Annotated in this window: 14 protein-coding genes; 10 read left to right on the top strand and 4 right to left on the bottom strand. The window is 45.0% G+C overall.

Annotated features, from left to right (window positions below; translation table 11 throughout):
* The first annotated feature begins 84 nt into the window (after window positions 1–84).
* The 4 genes from gdhA to CJF29_RS05165 all read left to right on the top strand — a co-directional run bounded on the left by gdhA (window position 85) and on the right by CJF29_RS05165 (window position 6040).
* Entirely contained in the window at window positions 85–1422 is a 1338-nt protein-coding gene (gdhA, locus tag CJF29_RS05180) for an NADP-specific glutamate dehydrogenase (protein WP_004317267.1), read from the top strand.
* Window positions 1423–1655: 233 nt separating this feature from the next.
* On the top strand, window positions 1656–2819 hold the full coding sequence (locus CJF29_RS05175) for a M24 family metallopeptidase (protein ID WP_008998777.1): 1164 nt from the start codon (window positions 1656–1658) through the stop codon (window positions 2817–2819).
* A gap of 82 nt (window positions 2820–2901) precedes the next feature.
* On the top strand, window positions 2902–4464 hold the full coding sequence (locus CJF29_RS05170) for a sulfatase family protein (protein ID WP_008998778.1): 1563 nt from the start codon (window positions 2902–2904) through the stop codon (window positions 4462–4464).
* A gap of 49 nt (window positions 4465–4513) precedes the next feature.
* The gene (locus CJF29_RS05165; RefSeq protein ID WP_099147099.1) at window positions 4514–6040 is read left to right on the top strand and encodes an arylsulfatase; all 1527 of its coding nucleotides are present in this window, start codon (window positions 4514–4516) and stop codon (window positions 6038–6040) included.
* 466 nt (window positions 6041–6506) lie between these two features.
* Here CJF29_RS05165 and CJF29_RS05160 read toward each other — a convergent pair whose 3' ends face one another.
* Window positions 6507–7940 (bottom strand): CCA tRNA nucleotidyltransferase, encoded by a 1434-nt coding sequence (locus CJF29_RS05160; protein WP_074558791.1) that lies wholly within the window; start codon window positions 7938–7940, stop codon window positions 6507–6509.
* Between the two features lie 95 nt (window positions 7941–8035).
* Here CJF29_RS05160 and CJF29_RS05155 point away from each other — a divergent pair, with 95 nt between their 5' ends.
* The gene (locus CJF29_RS05155; protein ID WP_099147100.1) at window positions 8036–8872 is read left to right on the top strand and encodes a hypothetical protein; all 837 of its coding nucleotides are present in this window, start codon (window positions 8036–8038) and stop codon (window positions 8870–8872) included.
* 175 nt (window positions 8873–9047) lie between these two features.
* Here the strand turns inward: CJF29_RS05155 and CJF29_RS05150 are convergent, their stop codons facing one another.
* From CJF29_RS05150 to ruvA, 3 genes are read right to left on the bottom strand one after another with little or no spacing between them, the layout of a single operon-like run.
* Window positions 9048–9185 carry a hypothetical protein gene (locus CJF29_RS05150; protein WP_099147101.1) on the bottom strand — a complete coding sequence of 46 codons (138 nt, stop codon included), beginning with the start codon at window positions 9183–9185 and terminating at the stop codon, window positions 9048–9050.
* A gap of 40 nt (window positions 9186–9225) precedes the next feature.
* A complete protein-coding gene (locus CJF29_RS05145) occupies window positions 9226–10215 on the bottom strand; it encodes a DUF3843 family protein (RefSeq protein WP_074558788.1) in 990 nt (329 codons plus the stop codon).
* Between the two features lies 1 nt (window position 10216).
* Entirely contained in the window at window positions 10217–10819 is a 603-nt protein-coding gene (gene ruvA, locus CJF29_RS05140; protein WP_004297984.1) for a Holliday junction branch migration protein RuvA, read from the bottom strand.
* A 238-nt stretch (window positions 10820–11057) separates the two neighbouring features.
* On the opposite strand from ruvA, the gene CJF29_RS05135 reads away from it, so the two are divergent.
* The 5 genes from CJF29_RS05135 (at window position 11058) to rpiA (ending at window position 17835) form a co-directional block, all read left to right on the top strand.
* Window positions 11058–11957: a diaminopimelate dehydrogenase gene (locus tag CJF29_RS05135; RefSeq protein ID WP_074558786.1), complete on the top strand. Its 900-nt coding sequence runs from the start codon at window positions 11058–11060 to the stop codon at window positions 11955–11957.
* 95 nt (window positions 11958–12052) lie between these two features.
* Entirely contained in the window at window positions 12053–14089 is a 2037-nt protein-coding gene (locus CJF29_RS05130) for a DUF3857 domain-containing protein (RefSeq protein ID WP_099147102.1), read from the top strand.
* Between the two features lie 18 nt (window positions 14090–14107).
* Window positions 14108–16027: a transglutaminase domain-containing protein gene (locus CJF29_RS05125; RefSeq protein ID WP_099147103.1), complete on the top strand. Its 1920-nt coding sequence runs from the start codon at window positions 14108–14110 to the stop codon at window positions 16025–16027.
* An 80-nt stretch (window positions 16028–16107) separates the two neighbouring features.
* Window positions 16108–16758, top strand: a complete 651-nt coding sequence (trhA, locus tag CJF29_RS05120; RefSeq protein WP_099147104.1) for a PAQR family membrane homeostasis protein TrhA — start codon at window positions 16108–16110, stop codon at window positions 16756–16758.
* Window positions 16759–17133: 375 nt separating this feature from the next.
* Window positions 17134–17835, top strand: coding sequence for a ribose 5-phosphate isomerase A (gene rpiA, locus CJF29_RS05115; RefSeq protein ID WP_099147106.1), 702 nt, complete (start codon window positions 17134–17136; stop codon window positions 17833–17835).
* Window positions 17836–18246: the final 411 nt, after the last annotated feature.

The raw sequence follows: 18246 nt of genomic DNA, 5'->3' as shown, positions 1-18246 counted from the left end.
ATCAATCGCATCTGAAAAATTTTCCTATATTTGCAGTGAGTTAGTTGACATTTTATCAGAATTAACCTTTTAAAATATAGTATCATGAACATCCAGAAAATCATGTCCTCTTTGGAGGCTAAGCATCCCGGTGAATCTGAATATCTTCAGGCAGTGAAGGAAGTTCTTCTTTCTATCGAAGATATATACAATCAACATCCTGAATTTGAAAAAGCTAAAATCATAGAAAGATTGGTAGAACCTGATCGTATCTTCACTTTCCGTGTGACGTGGGTGGATGATAAAGGTGAGGTGCAGACCAACCTCGGTTATCGTGTACAATTCAATAATGCGATAGGCCCATATAAAGGTGGTATCCGTTTTCATGCATCCGTTAATCTTTCCATTTTGAAGTTCCTCGGTTTCGAACAAACATTCAAGAATGCACTGACTACCTTGCCTATGGGTGGCGGTAAAGGCGGTTCCGATTTCTCTCCACGCGGAAAGAGTGATGCTGAAATCATGCGTTTCTGCCAGGCATTTATGCTGGAGTTGTGGCGTCATCTCGGACCGGACATGGATGTGCCTGCCGGTGACATCGGCGTAGGAGGACGTGAAGTGGGCTATATGTTCGGCATGTACAAGAAACTGACTCGTGAATTTACCGGTACATTCACTGGTAAAGGATTGGAATTCGGCGGTTCATTGATTCGTCCGGAAGCTACTGGTTTCGGAGGACTGTATTTTGTCAACCAGATGCTTCAGGCAAAAGGGATTGATATAAAAGGTAAGACAGTGGCAATCTCCGGTTTCGGCAACGTTGCCTGGGGAGCAGCTACTAAAGCTACCGAACTGGGTGCAAAAGTGATTACGATTTCCGGTCCGGACGGATATATCTACGATCCGGATGGTATCAGCGGCGAGAAGATAGACTATATGCTCGAACTTCGTTCTTCGGGTAACGATATTGTGGCTCCTTATGCTGAACAGTATCCGAACGCAACCTTCGTAGAAGGAAAACGCCCGTGGGAAGTGAAAGCAGACATCGCACTTCCTTGCGCCACCCAGAACGAATTAAATGGAGAAGATGCTCAAAATCTCATAAAAAATGACGTACTTTGCGTCGGAGAAATTTCCAATATGGGATGTACCCCTGAAGCTATCGATCTTTTCATTGAACATAAGACGATGTACGCTCCGGGTAAAGCGGTCAACGCAGGTGGTGTAGCCACTTCCGGCTTGGAAATGTCTCAAAACGCAATGCACCTTAGCTGGAGTGCTGCCGAAGTGGACGAAAAACTCCATGCAATCATGCACGGCATCCATGCACAATGCGTGAAATACGGCACGGAACCCGACGGATACATTAATTATGTGAAGGGTGCCAACATTGCCGGATTTATGAAAGTAGCTCACGCAATGATGGGGCAAGGCGTTATTTAGAAGACTTTGTTTAGTTGTATTTGTATTTGTGGTTTGCGCTGCTCGTCTCCTGTGACAGGACGCGGGTAGCGCTATTTTTTTTGAGATTAACATTATTTTCGCTGGAATTAATTATCTTTGTAGCATGATAGGTTAAATAATAGTTTGTGAATTTGTTATATGCGATAAACAACTCACAACTAATAATTTACCATTATTGGTTTTGTAATTAATAATCAAGTAATAAATAAAAAATGCTACAACCCGAATTGAAATTTCGCCGTGACAAGATTCGCAGTCTGATGGTGTCGCAGGGCATTGATGCCGCACTTATCACGTGTAATGCAAATTTAATTTACACGTATGGCTGTGTAGTCAGTGGCTATCTTTACCTCCCCCTTCATTCGCCTGCACTATTATTTTTTAAACGTCCTAATAACATCACAGGAGAGCACTCATTCTCTATCCGCAAACCGGAACAAATTGTTGATCTGCTGAAAGAACAAGGATTACCGATGCCAACCAAACTGATGTTAGAAGGTGACGAACTTCCTTATACGGAATATTGTCGTCTGGCCAGTCTCTTCCCGGAAACGGAAGTGGTAAATGGTACCCCGTTGATTCGCCAGGCACGCAGCGTGAAAACACCTGTAGAAATTGAAATGTTCCGCCGCTCCGGCATTGCTCATGCAAAGGCTTATGAGCAGATTCCTGGTGTTTATCGTCCCGGTATGACGGACATTGAATTTTCCATCGAAATAGAACGCCTGATGCGCCTGCAAGGTTGCCTCGGAATTTTCCGGGTATTCGGACGCAGTATGGAAATATTCATGGGTAGCGTACTGACCGGAGATAATGCCGGTTACCCCTCTCCTTATGATTTTGCCTTAGGCGGTCAGGGACTTGATCCTGCCTTGCCGGGAGGAGCAAATAAAACTCCGTTAAAAGAGGGACAAAGCGTTATGGTGGACTTAGGTGGCAACTTCAACGGCTACATGAACGATATGAGCCGTGTATTCTCTATCGGCAAACTGCCCGAAGAAGCTTACACCGCCCATCAGGTTTGTCTGGATATCCAGGAAAAAATTGCTTCCATTGCCAGACCGGGTATTGCCTGTGAAGTGCTTTACGACACAGCAGTCGAAGTGGTCAAAACAGCCGGATTTGCCGACAAATTTATGGGAACAGGACAACAAGCCAAATTTATCGGTCACGGCATCGGGCTTGAAATTAACGAAGCTCCGGTACTGGCTCCCCGCATAAAGCAACAATTAGAACCGGGTATGGTCTTTGCCCTCGAACCGAAAATCGTTATTCCGGGTGTAGGTCCCGTAGGTATCGAGAACTCTTGGGTAGTGACCAACGAAGGAATAGAAAAACTGACGAACTGCAATGAGGAAATCATTGAATTAAGTTAAACAGACGATGAAAAAGATGTGTCCGGCAAAGAACAGGCACATCTTTTTCTACTAATAATAACACACTTAACCCCCAAAACCAATGAAACAACCTTTCATTCTAACCCTTGTATCCTCTGTTGCCTGTGCTGCAACAGCCGCCAACAAAGCACCGGAAAACACCACACCGACAAAGTCAAAAACACCCAACGTTGTATTTATCTACGCCGACGATCTCGGCTACGGCGATCTGGAATGTTACGGAGCTAAAAACGTACAGACACCCAACGTCAACCAACTGGCAAAATCGGGAATCCTTTTCACCAATGCTCATGCAACAGCCGCCACCAGCACCCCTTCCCGCTACTCCATGCTAACCGGAGAATACGCATGGCGCAAAGAAGGAACGGATGTAGCGGCAGGAAATGCCGGAATGATTATCCGCCCCGAACAATACACCATGGCAGATATGTTCAAAAGTGTCGGTTACACCACTGCCGCAGTAGGCAAATGGCATCTGGGACTCGGAGATCAAACCGCCACTCAAGACTGGAATGCTCCGTTACCGTGCGCACTGGGCGATTTAGGTTTCGACTATCATTACATTATGGCAGCCACAGCCGACCGTGTACCCTGTGTGTACATCGAAAACGGGAAAGTAGCCAACTATGATCCGAGTGCTCCCATCGAAGTCAGTTATCAAAAGAACTTCGAGGGTGAACCAACCGGAAAAAGTAATCCTGAATTACTTTATAACCTCAAGCCAAGTCACGGTCACGACATGTCGATCGTTAATGGAATTTCACGCATCGGTTTTATGAAAGGCGGTGGAAAGGCACTCTGGAAAGACGAAAACATTGCTGATTCACTTACCACACACGCCATTCAATTCATCGAGGAAAACCAAAACAAACCTTTCTTTCTCTACTTTGCCACCAATGACGTACATGTGCCCCGCTTTCCTCACGACCGTTTCAGAGGAAAAAATCCGATGGGATTAAGAGGCGACGCTATCGTACAGTTCGATTATTGTGTCGGTGAAATCCTGAATACACTCGAAAAACTGGGATTAAGAGAAAATACACTCATTATTCTTTCAAGTGACAACGGCCCGGTAGTAGACGACGGATACGATGACAAAGCAGAAGAACTACTCAACGGTCATAGTCCTGCGGGACCACTACGGGGCAACAAATATAGTGCCTTTGAAGGAGGAACCCGTATTCCTGCCATCGTCAGCTGGCCTGCAGGAGTAAAAAAAGGAATGACTTCAGACTTATTGGTTTCACAAGTGGACTGGCTCGCCTCTCTCGCTTCCCTGACCGGAGCTACGATGCCTAAGAATACCGCACCGGATAGTTACAACTATCTGGGAAGTTGGCTGGGTAAAGAAAAGACAGACCGCCCGTGGGTAATAGAGCAGGCTTCTAATCACACGCTTTCTGTCCGCACCAAAGACTGGAAATACATCGAACCGAATGACGGACCGAAAATGATTCAATGGGGACCGAAGATAGAAACCGGAAACTCTAAAGAACCCCAGCTTTATAAGATGAAAGAAGTGAAAGAGGTAACCAACTATGCAAAGAATATGCCGGAGAAAGTGGCAGAACTGCAAAGTATCCTTCAAAGCGTACGCGAAGGAAAGGACTTAATCGGGAAATAATTCCAGATATGAAACACTGAAACGCTTTTATTTTAATGACAACAATATCATGAATTATCAATCAATCCCGTTGATAGGCAGTGCCCTGCTCCTATCTACCCTATCTGCCAACGGACAGAAAAAAAATACCCAGCCCAATATCCTCTTCATCCTTTGTGACGATATGGGATATGGAGACTTAGGATGCTACGGTCAACCATTTATCCGTACCCCTCATATAGACGCCATGGCCGGTGAAGGAATGCGTTTTACGCAAGCATACGCAGGAAGTCCCGTCAGCGCCCCTTCCAGAGCTTCATTCATGACAGGACAACATTCAGGCCATTGTGAAGTACGAGGTAACAAGGAGTACTGGAAAAATGCACCGATCGTGGAATATGGACAGAATAAAGAATACTCAATAGTGGGGCAACACCCTTATGATCCCGACCACGTAATCCTGCCGGAGATAATGAAAGATAACGGCTATACCACAGGTATGTTCGGTAAATGGGCCGGAGGTTACGAAGGTTCCTGTTCCACTCCCGACAAACGGGGGATAGACGAATACTACGGTTATATCTGTCAGTTTCAGGCTCATCTTTATTATCCCAATTTCCTGAACCGTTATAGTAAAGCGTTGGGTGACACCGGAGTGATACGTGTAGTGATGGATGAAAACATCCAATATCCGATGTATGGTCCCGACTACCTGAAACGTCCGCAATATTCGGCCGACATGATTCACCAGAAAGCATTGGAGTGGCTGGATCAGCAAGACGGCAAACAGCCGTTTTTCGGCGTATTGACTTACACCTTACCTCATGCGGAACTCGTTCAGCCGGAAGATTCTATCCTGAATGAATACAAAGCTAAATTCAACCCGGATAAAGAATTTAAGGGAAACGAAAGCTCACGATACAACGCCATCACGCATACACACGCCCAATTTGCCGGAATGATTACCCGCCTGGACTATTACGTAGGCGAAGTTTTGAAAAAACTGAAAGAAAAAGGACTGGACGAAAACACATTGGTTATTTTCTCCAGTGACAACGGCCCTCACGAGGAAGGCGGAGCTGATCCTACTTTCTTCGGCAGAGACGGAAAACTACGCGGACTGAAACGTCAATGCCACGAAGGAGGAATACGTATTCCATTTATCGCCCGTTGGCCGGGACACATACCTGCAGGCGAAGTAAACGATCACATCTGTGCATTTTATGATTTAATGCCGACGTTCTGCGAAGTTGTTGGTATCAAAGACTACGAAAAGAAATACCGCAATAAGGAAAAAGAAGTCGATTATTTCGATGGGATTTCTTTTGCTCCCACACTGCAGGGTAAAAATAAGCAAAAGAAACATGACTTTCTGTATTGGGAGTTTGATGAAACAGACCAGATTGCCGTACGCATGGATGATTGGAAAATGGTAGTGAAAAAAGGAACACCGTTCCTCTATAATCTAAAAACAGATATTCATGAGGATCATGACATAGCACTCCAACATCCGGATATCGTAGAAAAGATGAAGGCTATCATCTTTGAACAACATACTCCGAATCCTCATTTTTCGGTGACGTTGCCCAAACGATAAACACACAGATAAAGAAATAATGAGTAATCAGCAGTTGGAAAGCAAGTTATCATTCATTCCTATACGGTTTTCACCACAGAGGACACGGAGGGTACAGAGGTGAATCTTGTTCATGCCGGTACTGAAATGAACTAATTTCGAGCTTGTGCAGATTTATTTTTGATACCTAATGGGGTTATGGCTAATGATACATGAATTTATTCGTCTGACAATTGTTGTTCTTTCGTCTGACAATTGTCAGACGAAAAAGAAACAGCTGTCAGACGAAAGTTCAACAACTGTCAGACGAATAAATCTATGTATGATGAATATTAAATCATCGCATATTACCAATTAAATCTTAGAAGAACTAAGATTAGTTCATTCCTGCCTTGTTTTACTCCAATTCAACTACTGATTCGCATAAATCAGTGTCTGAATACTATAGGATTACGATGCCTGATTTTATATCTGTTCCGTCCTTCTATCAGCGAATGGGCGTCATTCCCATCTTCTTTGCCCGTTCCAGCATGAAAGCATGAGCCGCCTCATATTCATTCGGAATCACTCCATCCAAGATTGCATCTTTGATAGCACTCTTCAAGACTCCGACTTCACGACAAGGTTCCAAGCCGAAAATCTCCATAATTTCTTCTCCGCTCACAGGTGGCTGGAAATTACGGACACGGTCTTTCTCTTCCAAATCCTTCAGTTTCTGTCGAACCAACTGGAAGTTATTCAGGAAACGCTGTTTACGTTCCATATTCTTGGAAGTAATATCCGCTTCGCAAAGCATCATCAAGTCGTCAATGTCATCACCCGCTTCAAAGAGCAGACGACGTACAGCCGAGTCTGTCACGACATCATCCGCGATAACGATCGGGCGCATGTGCAGGCTGACCAGCTTTTGTACATACTTCATCTTCTCATTCATCGGCAACTTCATCTTGCGGAAGATATGCGGAATCATCTTTTCACCGATAAAGTTATGATTATGGAACGTCCATCCCACTTTAGGCTCCCAACGTTTCGTGGCAGGTTTGGCAATGTCGTGCAACAAAGCAGCCCAACGCAGCCAAAGGTTATCAGTCTTCTTGCTGATATTATCCAGCACTTCCAACGTATGATAAAAATTATCCTTGTGAGAACGTCCGTTCCGTGTTTCCACACCCTGCAAGGCGGCAAATTCCGGAAAAATCAACGACAGCAAACCGCTACGCTCCAAATCAATAAATCCTTTTGAGGGGATTGGAGAAAGAATAATCTTATTCAGTTCGTCCGCAATACGTTCACGGGATATAATTTCAATCCGTTCCTTATTCCGGCAAAGCGATTCGAAAGTATCATCGTCAATGTAAAAACCCAATTGCGTAGCAAAACGGATGCAACGCATCATGCGCAAGGGATCATCGCTGAAAGTAATATCCGGGTCGAGGGGCGTGCGGATTGTCTTTTCCTTCATATCCTCCAAACCTCCAAACGGATCTACCAATTCACCAAAACGTGCTTTATTGAGACATACGGCCAGAGCATTGATCGTGAAATCGCGACGATTCTGATCGTCTTCCAGCGTGCCGTCTTCAACAATAGGTTTACGCGAATCCCGTTGATAAGATTCTTTACGTGCACCAACAAACTCTACTTCCGTGCCTCTATATTTTACTTGTGCTGTTCCGAAATTCTTGAAAACAGAAACATGAGCACCACGTCCCAACTGTTTTCCAAGGGCTTCCGCCATTGCAATTCCACTTCCTACAACTACTACATCTATATCTTTAGAGGGACGCTGCAGAAAAATATCACGAACGTAACCACCTACCACATAACACTCCATACCGAGTGTATCAGCCGTTTCGGCTATCTGTCCGAAGATGGGTTCGCTAAAATGCTGCTTCAATTCCTCTTGAGTCAACTCTATCATTCTTTTTAGTTATAAGTTTTGAGGGGACAAAATTACAAAAATAAGGGATATATTTGTATTTTTGCCGCTAATAAAACCAGTAAATAGAATTTGTGATGAAAAAACTGATTATCCTCTTTTGTGGTACGCTGGCATTAGCTGCCTGCGGAAATGGCTTTGAGAAAAAAGCCAATGAAAAACTGATGGTTGCCAAGGCTGCCTACGAACGTGGCGACTATGAAGAAGCTAAGTTACAAATTGACAGTATCAAGATTCTCTATCCCAAAGCGTTCGAAGCACGTAAGGCGGGACAGGCACTGATGCTCGATGTTGAAACAAAGGCACAGCAAAAAACGCTTGCTTACCTGGATAGCGCCTTTCAGGCAAAGACAGAAGAATTCAATGCCATCAAGGACAAATTCAAACTAGAAAAAGATGCCGAATATCAACAAGTCGGCAACTACCTCTGGCCTACACAGACCATTGAAAAGAATATGCACCGTTCGTACCTCCGCTTCCAAGTGAACGAGCAAGGTATAATGAGTATGACTTCCATCTACTGTGGTGCCGGCAATATTCACCATACAAAAGTGAAAGTGATTGCTCCTGACGGCAGTTTTGCAGAAACTCCAAGCTCCAAAGACAGCTACGAGACAACGGATATGAACGAGAAAATAGAAAAAGCTGACTACAAACTAGGGGAAGACGGAAATGTGATCGAATTCCTGAATCTCAATAAAGACAAAAATATCCGTGTGGAATATATAGGCGACCGCACCTATAAAACGACAATGAGTCCAACCGACCGCCAGGCCGCAGCAGGTATTTACGAATTAGCACAAATCCTCTCGGCCATGGAACAGATTAAAAAAGAACAAGAGGAAGCCAACCTGAAAATCGGATTCATCAATAAGAAGAAAGAACGGAAAGCACAGGAAGAAATTACCGATTAGTAAAAGGGAAACCATCCACCAGAAAAAAACATTGGTTAATAATAAAAAGACGGGAATAGTTGTTATTTTTCATAAACGACAACTATTCCCGTCAAATGCATAATGAGACTCTTAATCCTCTGCGTGAAAGAAAAGGCGTTTCCTGGTAGGGAGAAACGGCGTGGTCTACACACCTTTATTCCACCCTTCTATTCAACTGATTATTAGCCTTTTCCTGCTTTGATTTTCCGACCCGTTTTCCGGTCGTCTTCTTTTTACCGACTGCAGGTTTTGTCTTTCCGGCAAAAGGATTGTTACTTTTTTTGATTGGCATAGACAGCACTTATATAGACAGTACTTATTTCTTATAATTCCTATTCTCCTTCGTAATACTCACCCAAAAACCAGCGAGCCACAAAATCCCAGTTTTCCCGCAACAACTCCTTTCCGTTCTCAAACGGGAACTGTGCTTCCGGCAACAAATCATGTTCCATTCCATATTTCAGCAGATCGAACGGACACAAGCCTTCTTCACAAAACAGCTCGTATGCTTCCTCTTCAGCCAGTTCGGCATTGTAGAGCGGATTACGTTTGTCTGCAAAATATTCGGCTACATCAGGACCGATCAACAACCCTTTCGGATTGGCAAAAACCACAAAGTTACCGAACTCCTTTAAGTCAGGCAACAAAGAATCCTCTTCATCTTCCCACTTCAACGACTGCACAAAGAAAAATTTCAGCGCTTCGTAAGAGTCAAAGTATAAAAGCGGTTCACCTTTGCTCGCTTCAAGGAAACGTTCTACGTTCGTAGGCATCTTTTCTCCCGGCAAAGCTACCGGCAGAGGCATCCGCTTCTTTTGCATCAGCTCCGTTTCCATCAGCCAGTCCGTTGCCAGATAATCGCTGATAGGAGCCAATTCGAACGCAGCATCCAAACGGTTGTAAAGCGTATCCGCAAACTCCAGCAAATCCGCATCCATCGGGTTCTCTACTCCATCAAAATCATCGCCAACCGGAGAATTGATGGCCCACAAAAGGAAAACAACATCTTCACGGTTAATTTCGTCCGGTAAATATTCCTCCGTCAGTTCGTAAAAAGGTAAATAACGTCCATAGTTTTTCCGGTGCCAATGAATAAACTGGCGCCAGTTTCCTCCGTCTGCTACGCAATCTTCCAAATACAAAGTCACCATCAAAGCAATTTGTTGCTGACTTTCCGCTGTTTCCCATTTATACAAATACGATTCAGCCACCAACGGCAATAGCTGATTAGCGAAATCCAGATACCATTCATCGGTATTCACCGCCTTTACACGACCGTGAGCGTCCAGCCATGCTTTCATATATATCTTCTGTTGCTTCATACTACAAACGTTTCAAAGCCAGTTTGATAACCTTTTCTACCGGAGCATCCGGCTCTTCCTTCAAGATAGCCAACACCACCTTCTGTGAAGGCGCAGCAGCAAAGCCTAGCATCGTCAATGCAGACACCGCCTCTTCCTGCACTTCCGCATTGGCAGGTTGTAACAACAAACCTGCGGAAACCCCTCCGGCAGCAGACATACCCATTGTTTTTATCTTATCTTTCAGGTCGACTATCACGCGTTGCGCAGTCTTCAGCCCGATGCCTTTCACCGTTTTCAACATGTTCGCATTTTCGGTACTGATTACGTTCACCAGTTCGGCAGGCGAGAGAGCCGAAAGAATCATACGAGCCGTGTTCCCCCCGATTCCGGAAACGGAAATCAATAATAGGAAAATCTCCCGTTCCTGTTTCTCGGCAAATCCGTAGAGCACATACGCATCTTCACGAATCGCCTCGTAAATATATAGCTTACAACTTTTCTTTCCCTGAATAGCCGAATAGGTATTCAAAGATATATTGGCGGCATATCCCACCCCGTTACAGTCGATCACCGCGGTTGCCGGACTTAGTTCGGCAAGTTCGCCTCTAATATATTCTATCATATCTAATTATATTCTATCATAACAGGGACAAAGATAAAACAATTTCACCACAGAGGACACAGAGGCCACAGAGTTTTTTCAATGTAGCACATCACACCCTGATTTGCTTTCATGCGGACCGATATCACCTGCTAGTGAAAAAAAATAAAATATTAAAGCAGATGAACCAAAGTTAGTAGTAATTTGTTTACTTTTGCAAGCAAAAGAAAGAAATTTGTTCATTAAAACCAAGAAAAGAATGAAAAAAGTAAGAGCTGCCATCGTTGGTTATGGCAACATTGGACATTATGTACTTGAAGCGCTTCAGGCGGCACCTGATTTCGAAATAGCCGGAGTCGTTCGTCGTGCAGGAGCAGAGAACAAACCGGAAGAGTTGGCAAACTACGCAGTAGTGAAGGACATAAAAGAGCTGGGAGAAGTAGACGTAGCTATTCTTTGCACGCCGACCCGCAGCGTAGAGAAATATGCAAAAGAATATCTGGCGATGGGAATTAACACGGTAGACAGTTTCGATATCCACACCGGTATCGTAGACCTGCGCCGTACCCTGAATGCTACCGCCAAAGAACATAAAGCCGTATCGATCATCTCTGCCGGATGGGATCCGGGAAGCGATTCCATCGTACGCACCATGCTGGAAGCAATTGCTCCGAAAGGCATCACCTACACCAACTTCGGTCCCGGTATGAGTATGGGACACACAGTAGCCGTAAAAGCGGTTGACGGAGTGAAAGCTGCCCTTTCCATGACCATTCCGACCGGCACGGGAATCCACCGCCGCATGGTATACATCGAACTGAAAGACGGATATAAATTCGAAGAAGTAGCCGCTGCCATCAAAGCAGATCCTTACTTCGTGAACGATGAAACACACGTAAAACTCGTTCCGAGTGTAGACGCCCTGCTGGACATGGGTCATGGTGTAAATCTGACTCGCAAAGGTGTATCAGGCAAAACACAGAACCAGTTGTTCGAATTTAATATGCGTATCAACAACCCCGCATTGACCGCACAAGTACTGGTATGCGTGGCACGCGCTTCCATGAAGCAACAACCGGGATGCTACACGATGGTAGAAGTTCCCGTTATCGACCTTCTCCCCGGCGACCGCGAAGAATGGATCGGACATTTGGTATAATATATTTTATACATAAAACAAAATTAAAATAGAGAAAGGTGTATCGCCTTTCTCTATTTTTTTTATCTTTGTGAGCATACTACAAAAACACAATTATGAAAAAACTATTTATTCTCTGCGCATTTCTTTTACAATTTCTGTCGCCTGTCCACTCGCAACAAGCCACAACAGCCACCATAGAGCCCAATCTAAAGTACGGAAAACCTTCCAAAGAAGAACTATCTCTCACCTCCTATGCCCCCGACACCACCGCCACGGCTATTTATCTTTTCCATCAGGGACAAAGTGACTTCGTCTACCACGACGGTTTTCAACTGACTACCGAGCATTGGGTACGCATCAAAATCCTGAAACCGCAAGGAGTGTCATACGCCGACGTATCCGTTCCCTACTACTCTCCCACCGATAGGGACGAAGGACAGGAAAGAGCCAGCGACATAGAAGGCTGCTCCTACAATATGGAAAACGGGAAATGTATAAAAACGTCCATGAAGCGGGAATCCATCTCTTTCGAGCGGATCAACAACCTGTATAAAATGCTAAAATTCTCTCTGCCTGCTGTCAAAGAAGGCACTGTCATCGAATATCACTACAAACTCTACTCCGACTATTTTTCACACATCGACAACTGGATGATGCAGGAAGAACTCCCGATGCTCTACAACCAGTATAAGATCACCATCCCGCATGTGTTTATCTATAACATCGAATTGCGGGGAAAGGACTACATACAAGTGAAGCAAAGAGACTCCTCCATCCATGCCACGGAACGTGAGGGGGGTAGTGCGGGAGTCAGCAAAGACTTCATTGTTTCGGCACAGGAAACCACCTTTACCTCACGCAACCTTCCCGCCATCCGTCAGGACGAGCCCTACTGCTGGTGTCCGGAAGACTACAAGGTGCAAGTGAGTTTCGACCTGCAAGGCACGCAATTCACCCCCAACGAATACAAGCCATACAGCCAGAAATGGGAAGATGTAGACAACCAACTGTTGAAACCGGAAAATACACAGTTCGGCAAATACCTTTCCTTCACCAACCCGTTTCGCCCGGAAACGAAACAGGCATACAACAGCGAAATGAGTTTCGAAGAGAAAATTATCTGCGCCTTCCAGATACTCAAAAAGAAAATGGCATGGAACGGACGCTATCAGCTCTACAGCAAGGAACTCGAAAAAGTGATTCCCAAAGGAAACGGTAGCAACGCCGACCTGAATTTCATCCTTATCAGCATCCTGAAAGACTTCAGGCTGGAAGCCTATCCGGTAGTTTTGAGCCGGCGTTCGTCGGGCATGCTGCCTTACAACTTCCCTTCCCTGCAAAAACTGAATACGTTCATTGTCGCCGTCTACGACATAAACAAACAGAAATACGTCTTTTTAGACGGCTCCATGGACGTGCCCGCTCTCAATATACTTCCACTCGAATTGTCTGTAAACAAAGCTCGTATCCTCTCCCCGAAAGAGAAAGAAGAAAAGAAATGGGTGAACGTAATGGCTCTTGCCGACAACAAAAGTTTTATGAAAATCGAAGCCCGCCTGGAAGGAAACCAAGTGAAAGGACATCGCAGCACCATTCTCTACGGACAGGAAGCCGTAGAATATCAGGCTAACGAGAAGCATAAACAGGACAGCATCGTTTCGAATCCCGAAAGCAATGGCAGCCTGAAAAACAAACTCACCGTCACCAACCTGAAAGTGAAAAAGCAAGAAAATGACCAAGCACTGATAGAAGAAGAATTCGACTTCGTCCTGCAAACCGACCGGACGGACGATCACCTTTATATAAATCCGATGCTCTTTCCGCACCTAAAGAGCAACCCGTTTATCCAGACGGAACGAGTGTTTCCTATCGAATTTCCCTATCCGTACAAGTTTACAATGCTGGCTACACTGACTCTCCCCGAAGGATACGAAGTGGAAGAAACGCCCCAACCACAAGTCATCCGGACACAAGGAGACGGCTTGCAGTGCAAATATATGATTCAGAGACAGGGAAATACAATCTCACTTAATTATATTTTCTACCTGAAAGAACCTATATTCCTCACCGAACAATACAAACAACTGCAGGAACTATGGACCAAAGTGATCGAGAAAAACAACGAGATTTTAGTACTCAAGAAAATATAAACTTTACCTATTTATAAAATGATTCGTTCCAGCCACCCCATCCTGAAACAAAGGATATGCCGGGCATTCGGTCTGTCCTGTGCCATTCTTTACCTAAGTCTGCACACGCAGCCGGCATGTGCACAGGATATTCTCAAGGATGCCAATTCCATCATCGTGGAAGCACACACAGAGGTTCTCTGCAAATCCATGACTCAATCCATAGAAAAAGAAAGCCTGACAATCACCATCCTCAATCGCAAAGGATTGGAGGCAGCATATTTCTTCTGCGGATGTGATATGTTCCGTTCTTTGCAGAAATTCTCCGGAGAAATCCTCAATGCCACCGGACAAAGTGTACGTAAGATAAAGAAATCCGAACTACAAAAAAGTGAATACAGCTCTTCGCTTACCACGGACGATTATTTTTATTATTACGAATGTAATTATCCTTCTTTCCCTTTCACAGTGAAATACGAATGGGAAATGAAATGCAACAACGGACTGATCGGTTATCTCCCTTTTGTCCCGCAGGCAGAATTTAACCAGGGAGTGGAGAAAGCGACTTACCGGATCGAGCTGCCCGCAGGACAAGGATGCAGATACCGCGAACTGAACACGCAGGGAAAAGGAATCGAAGTGAAGGAGTCCACCGGAGCCGACGGGCAGCAAGTGATCGAAGCCACCGCTTCCAAGCTCTCTCCCATCATCAAAGAACCTTTCGGTCCGGATTTCGCCGAGCTATTTCCACGTGTCTACTTTGCTCCCTCCGCTTTCAAGTACGACAAGTCGGAAGGCGATATGAGCAGCTGGCAAAAGTACGGAGAATGGCAATACCAACTGCTCGACGGACGCGACCTGCTCACCGAACCTTTCCGCACCAAGCTGCACGAACTGACAGCCAACTGCACTACCGACCGGGACAAGGTGAAAGCAATCTACGACTATCTGGCCAAAACCACCCGTTACGTGAGCATCCAACTAGGCATCGGAGGTTTACAACCCATTGCCGCCGCCGATGTTTGTCGCACGGGGTTCGGCGACTGTAAAGGATTGTCCAATTACACCCGCGCCATGCTGAAAGAGTTGGGAATTGCTTCCACTTATACAGTCATCAGCACCACCAACGAGCGTTTGCTACCGGACTTCTCCAGTGCCAACCAGATGAATCACGTCATCCTGCAAGTTCCGCTTCCCCAAGATACGCTTTGGCTGGAATGTACAAACCCATCGCTTCCCTTCGGCTATGTCCACCAAGACATTGCGGGACACGACGCCTTACTCATCGAACCGACCGGCGGCCAGATGTATCGCCTACCCACCTATCCCGACTCGCTGAACACGCGGCACATCGTTGCCAACATCACCCTCTCCCCCACAGCCGAGGCACGGATAGAGGTGAACGAAATCTCCCGGATTTTCCAATATGAGAATGAAGCAGGCATCGTCTATCTGGAGCCCAACAAACAGAAAGACCGCATCCGTTCAAGCATCAACTTATCCCAAGCCGATATTCAGAACCTGCAAATCAGCGAGTGCAAGGAGGCCAATCCGTCTATCACCTTCGACTACACTGCCACCAGCAATCAATACGGGCATAAAACGGGCAACCGTCTGTTTATCCCCACCAATGTGTTCCGAAAAGAATTCAGTGTTCCTCCTGTGACGAAGCGCACCTATCCCATTTACATCAACTACGGATACACAGATGCCGACAGCATCCGCCTCCAACTGCCGGAAGGATATGTAATCGAAGGACTTCCGAAACCGCTTGACGTGAAAAGCAAGTTCGGCAGTTTCCATTCCGATATTCAGGTGAAAGATAAGGAAATCTACATCACTCACCGATTGTTTATGTGCAAAGGGGTTTACAGTCCGGATGAATATGCGGCATTCATTGATTTCCGCAAGCAAGTGGCAGGACAATATGGAGGAAAAATCATTTTAAAAAAAGAATAAGGAGGGAAACGCTTTTCGGAAAATAAAGTATCTTTGCGACTCAATATTTTTTGCGACTTAACCATTCAATAAAAGGAACATTGAAGAACCAACGATACAATCATATAGAAGAATGGGCAAATACCCTTAGTCACGGAGCAGGTATCCTGCTTGGAATCGTGGCCGGATATTTTCTATTGGAAAAGGCTTCCGAGAATATGGAACCGCAGTGGGCAGTTGCCTGTGTATCCGTCTATCTGGCGGGAATGCTTTCCTCTTATATCAGTTCTACGTGGTATCACGGCAGCCGTCCGGGCAAACTGAAAGAGTTGCTCCGCAAATTCGATCATGGAGCTATCTACCTGCACATCGCGGGCACCTACACTCCTTTCACGCTACTTGTCCTGCGGCATGCCGGAGGATGGGGATGGGGAATTTTCGCTTTCGTCTGGCTGTCGGCTATCGCCGGTTTCGTTCTTAGCTTCAAAAAGCTGAAAGAACACAGCAACCTCGAAACGGCCTGTTATGTGGGTATGGGTGCGTGCATATTAGTGGCCATGAAGCCTTTGCTGGATCATCTGGGAGAAATGGGAGCCACTACCGCTTTCTGGTGGCTGATCGGCGGAGGAGTTTCGTACATCGTGGGAGCTGTCTTTTATTCATTGCGCAAACCGTATATGCATGCCACTTTCCATTTGTTTTGCCTGGGAGGCAGCATCGGACATATCATTGCAATCTGGCTGATTCTGTAAGGAATGGTAGGGACAAAAAAAAGGCTATCTATCCCAGACAGCCAATCTTTGTTAACCTTAAATCTAATACTATGAAAAACACAGTACAAAGATACGGACTTTTCGGTCATCTCCAAATTTTCAGGCCAAAGCAGCCGAACTTATAACACGGTTTAATAAAAAGCAGAGATTCGTTAACGTTTAACGCAACAAAGTTAAAAATTAACGAACCGTTTATTAACTATTTAAACAATCGAATCACCTGAAATTGAAACGAACAGACGAATGAACCAACAGACGAATGAACGAACCAACAGACGAACAAACAAACAGATTCACAAATTCGTTATATAGGAAAGAGGAACTTAAAACGAAAACGATTTAGAACGTAAACTTATGGATTGGGAAAATCACCTGATAAAACACCTGCAATGGTCGGACTCCATCATCAACCGGGAGGCAAAAGAACACGTAGCCCGCGAAATTGCCGCCACGGCAAAAGACGGAGATGTGATAGGAGCCGGCTCCGGCTCTACAGTCTACCTGACTCTGTTCGAACTCTCACGACGAATTCGTGAAGAGCACTTGCATATCGAAGTGATTCCCGCCTCACAAGAAATCTCGATGACCTGCATACAGCTAGGCATCCCCCAAACTACCCTCTGGAACAAACGCCCCGACTGGACATTCGACGGAGCGGACGAAGTAGATCCGCAACAGAACTTGATTAAGGGACGTGGCGGAGCGATGTTCAAAGAGAAACTGCTGATTAGAAGCAGCCGCAAAACGTTCATCATCATCGATCCCAGCAAGCGTGTCAATCAGTTGGGAAGCAAATTTCCCATTCCGGTAGAGGTCTTTCCGGACTCGCTGACTTATGTAGAGCACGAGTTGCAACGACTGGGTGCCTCGGAGATTGTCCTCCGCCCTGCTCATGGCAAAGACGGGCCTATCTTTACAGAAAACGGCAACTTTATCCTCGACACCCGTTTCAACTACATCGACTCTTCGCTCGAAGAACAACTGAAGGCAATCACCGGTGTTATAGAGAGTGGACTTTTCATAGGTTATGACATCGAAGTAATTGTGGCGGAATAAAATAACAGCAATTGAAAATCCCGTTTTTGTAGAAACGTAAATTTGTTTGTTCTAATGCAAATTAAATAGTATGGCTTTACACTTATTTTAGTTAGTAGAACTAGGTTGTCTGACACCCGGGTGTCAGACAACTTATACTTGCAGTGCTTCATATTCTCCTTTACTATCACTTATAATTTCAATCACTATCAGATTATAACGTTTAACTCATGCCTTCAAAACACGAACATTAAAAATGCTTAGATGAAGAAAAACACCGGGAAATTCATTCAAAATTTGGGTAGAATATTAATCCCATCTCAAAAATCAATGAGAAGCAAAGATTACTAAATAAATGAGAATTGATAAAGGAAGTTTCAATAAAAGAAACGGAAGAATAGGTTATTTTTTAAAATCCGAAACAAAAACATT

The sequence above is a fragment of the Bacteroides celer genome, assembly GCF_002632415.2.
Lineage (GTDB): Bacteria > Bacteroidota > Bacteroidia > Bacteroidales > Bacteroidaceae > Bacteroides.
This window is presented reverse-complemented; position numbering and strand designations above follow the sequence as displayed.

What these genes read in the sequence shown, in the direction of transcription:
- CJF29_RS05155 (WP_099147100.1), top strand. Translation starts at nt 8,036, where the DNA reads ATGAAAAAACTGATTATCCTCTTTTGTGGTACGCTGGCATTAGCTGCC.
- CJF29_RS05160 (WP_074558791.1), bottom strand. Translation starts at nt 7,940, where the DNA reads ATGATAGAGTTGACTCAAGAGGAATTGAAGCAGCATTTTAGCGAACCC.
- CJF29_RS05135 (WP_074558786.1), top strand. Translation starts at nt 11,058, where the DNA reads ATGAAAAAAGTAAGAGCTGCCATCGTTGGTTATGGCAACATTGGACAT.
- gdhA (WP_004317267.1), top strand. Translation starts at nt 85, where the DNA reads ATGAACATCCAGAAAATCATGTCCTCTTTGGAGGCTAAGCATCCCGGT.
- CJF29_RS05175 (WP_008998777.1), top strand. Translation starts at nt 1,656, where the DNA reads ATGCTACAACCCGAATTGAAATTTCGCCGTGACAAGATTCGCAGTCTG.
- CJF29_RS05125 (WP_099147103.1), top strand. Translation starts at nt 14,108, where the DNA reads ATGATTCGTTCCAGCCACCCCATCCTGAAACAAAGGATATGCCGGGCA.
- CJF29_RS05145 (WP_074558788.1), bottom strand. Translation starts at nt 10,215, where the DNA reads ATGAAGCAACAGAAGATATATATGAAAGCATGGCTGGACGCTCACGGT.
- CJF29_RS05170 (WP_008998778.1), top strand. Translation starts at nt 2,902, where the DNA reads ATGAAACAACCTTTCATTCTAACCCTTGTATCCTCTGTTGCCTGTGCT.
- ruvA (WP_004297984.1), bottom strand. Translation starts at nt 10,819, where the DNA reads ATGATAGAATATATTAGAGGCGAACTTGCCGAACTAAGTCCGGCAACC.
- CJF29_RS05130 (WP_099147102.1), top strand. Translation starts at nt 12,053, where the DNA reads ATGAAAAAACTATTTATTCTCTGCGCATTTCTTTTACAATTTCTGTCG.
- CJF29_RS05150 (WP_099147101.1), bottom strand. Translation starts at nt 9,185, where the DNA reads ATGCCAATCAAAAAAAGTAACAATCCTTTTGCCGGAAAGACAAAACCT.
- CJF29_RS05165 (WP_099147099.1), top strand. Translation starts at nt 4,514, where the DNA reads ATGAATTATCAATCAATCCCGTTGATAGGCAGTGCCCTGCTCCTATCT.
- rpiA (WP_099147106.1), top strand. Translation starts at nt 17,134, where the DNA reads ATGGATTGGGAAAATCACCTGATAAAACACCTGCAATGGTCGGACTCC.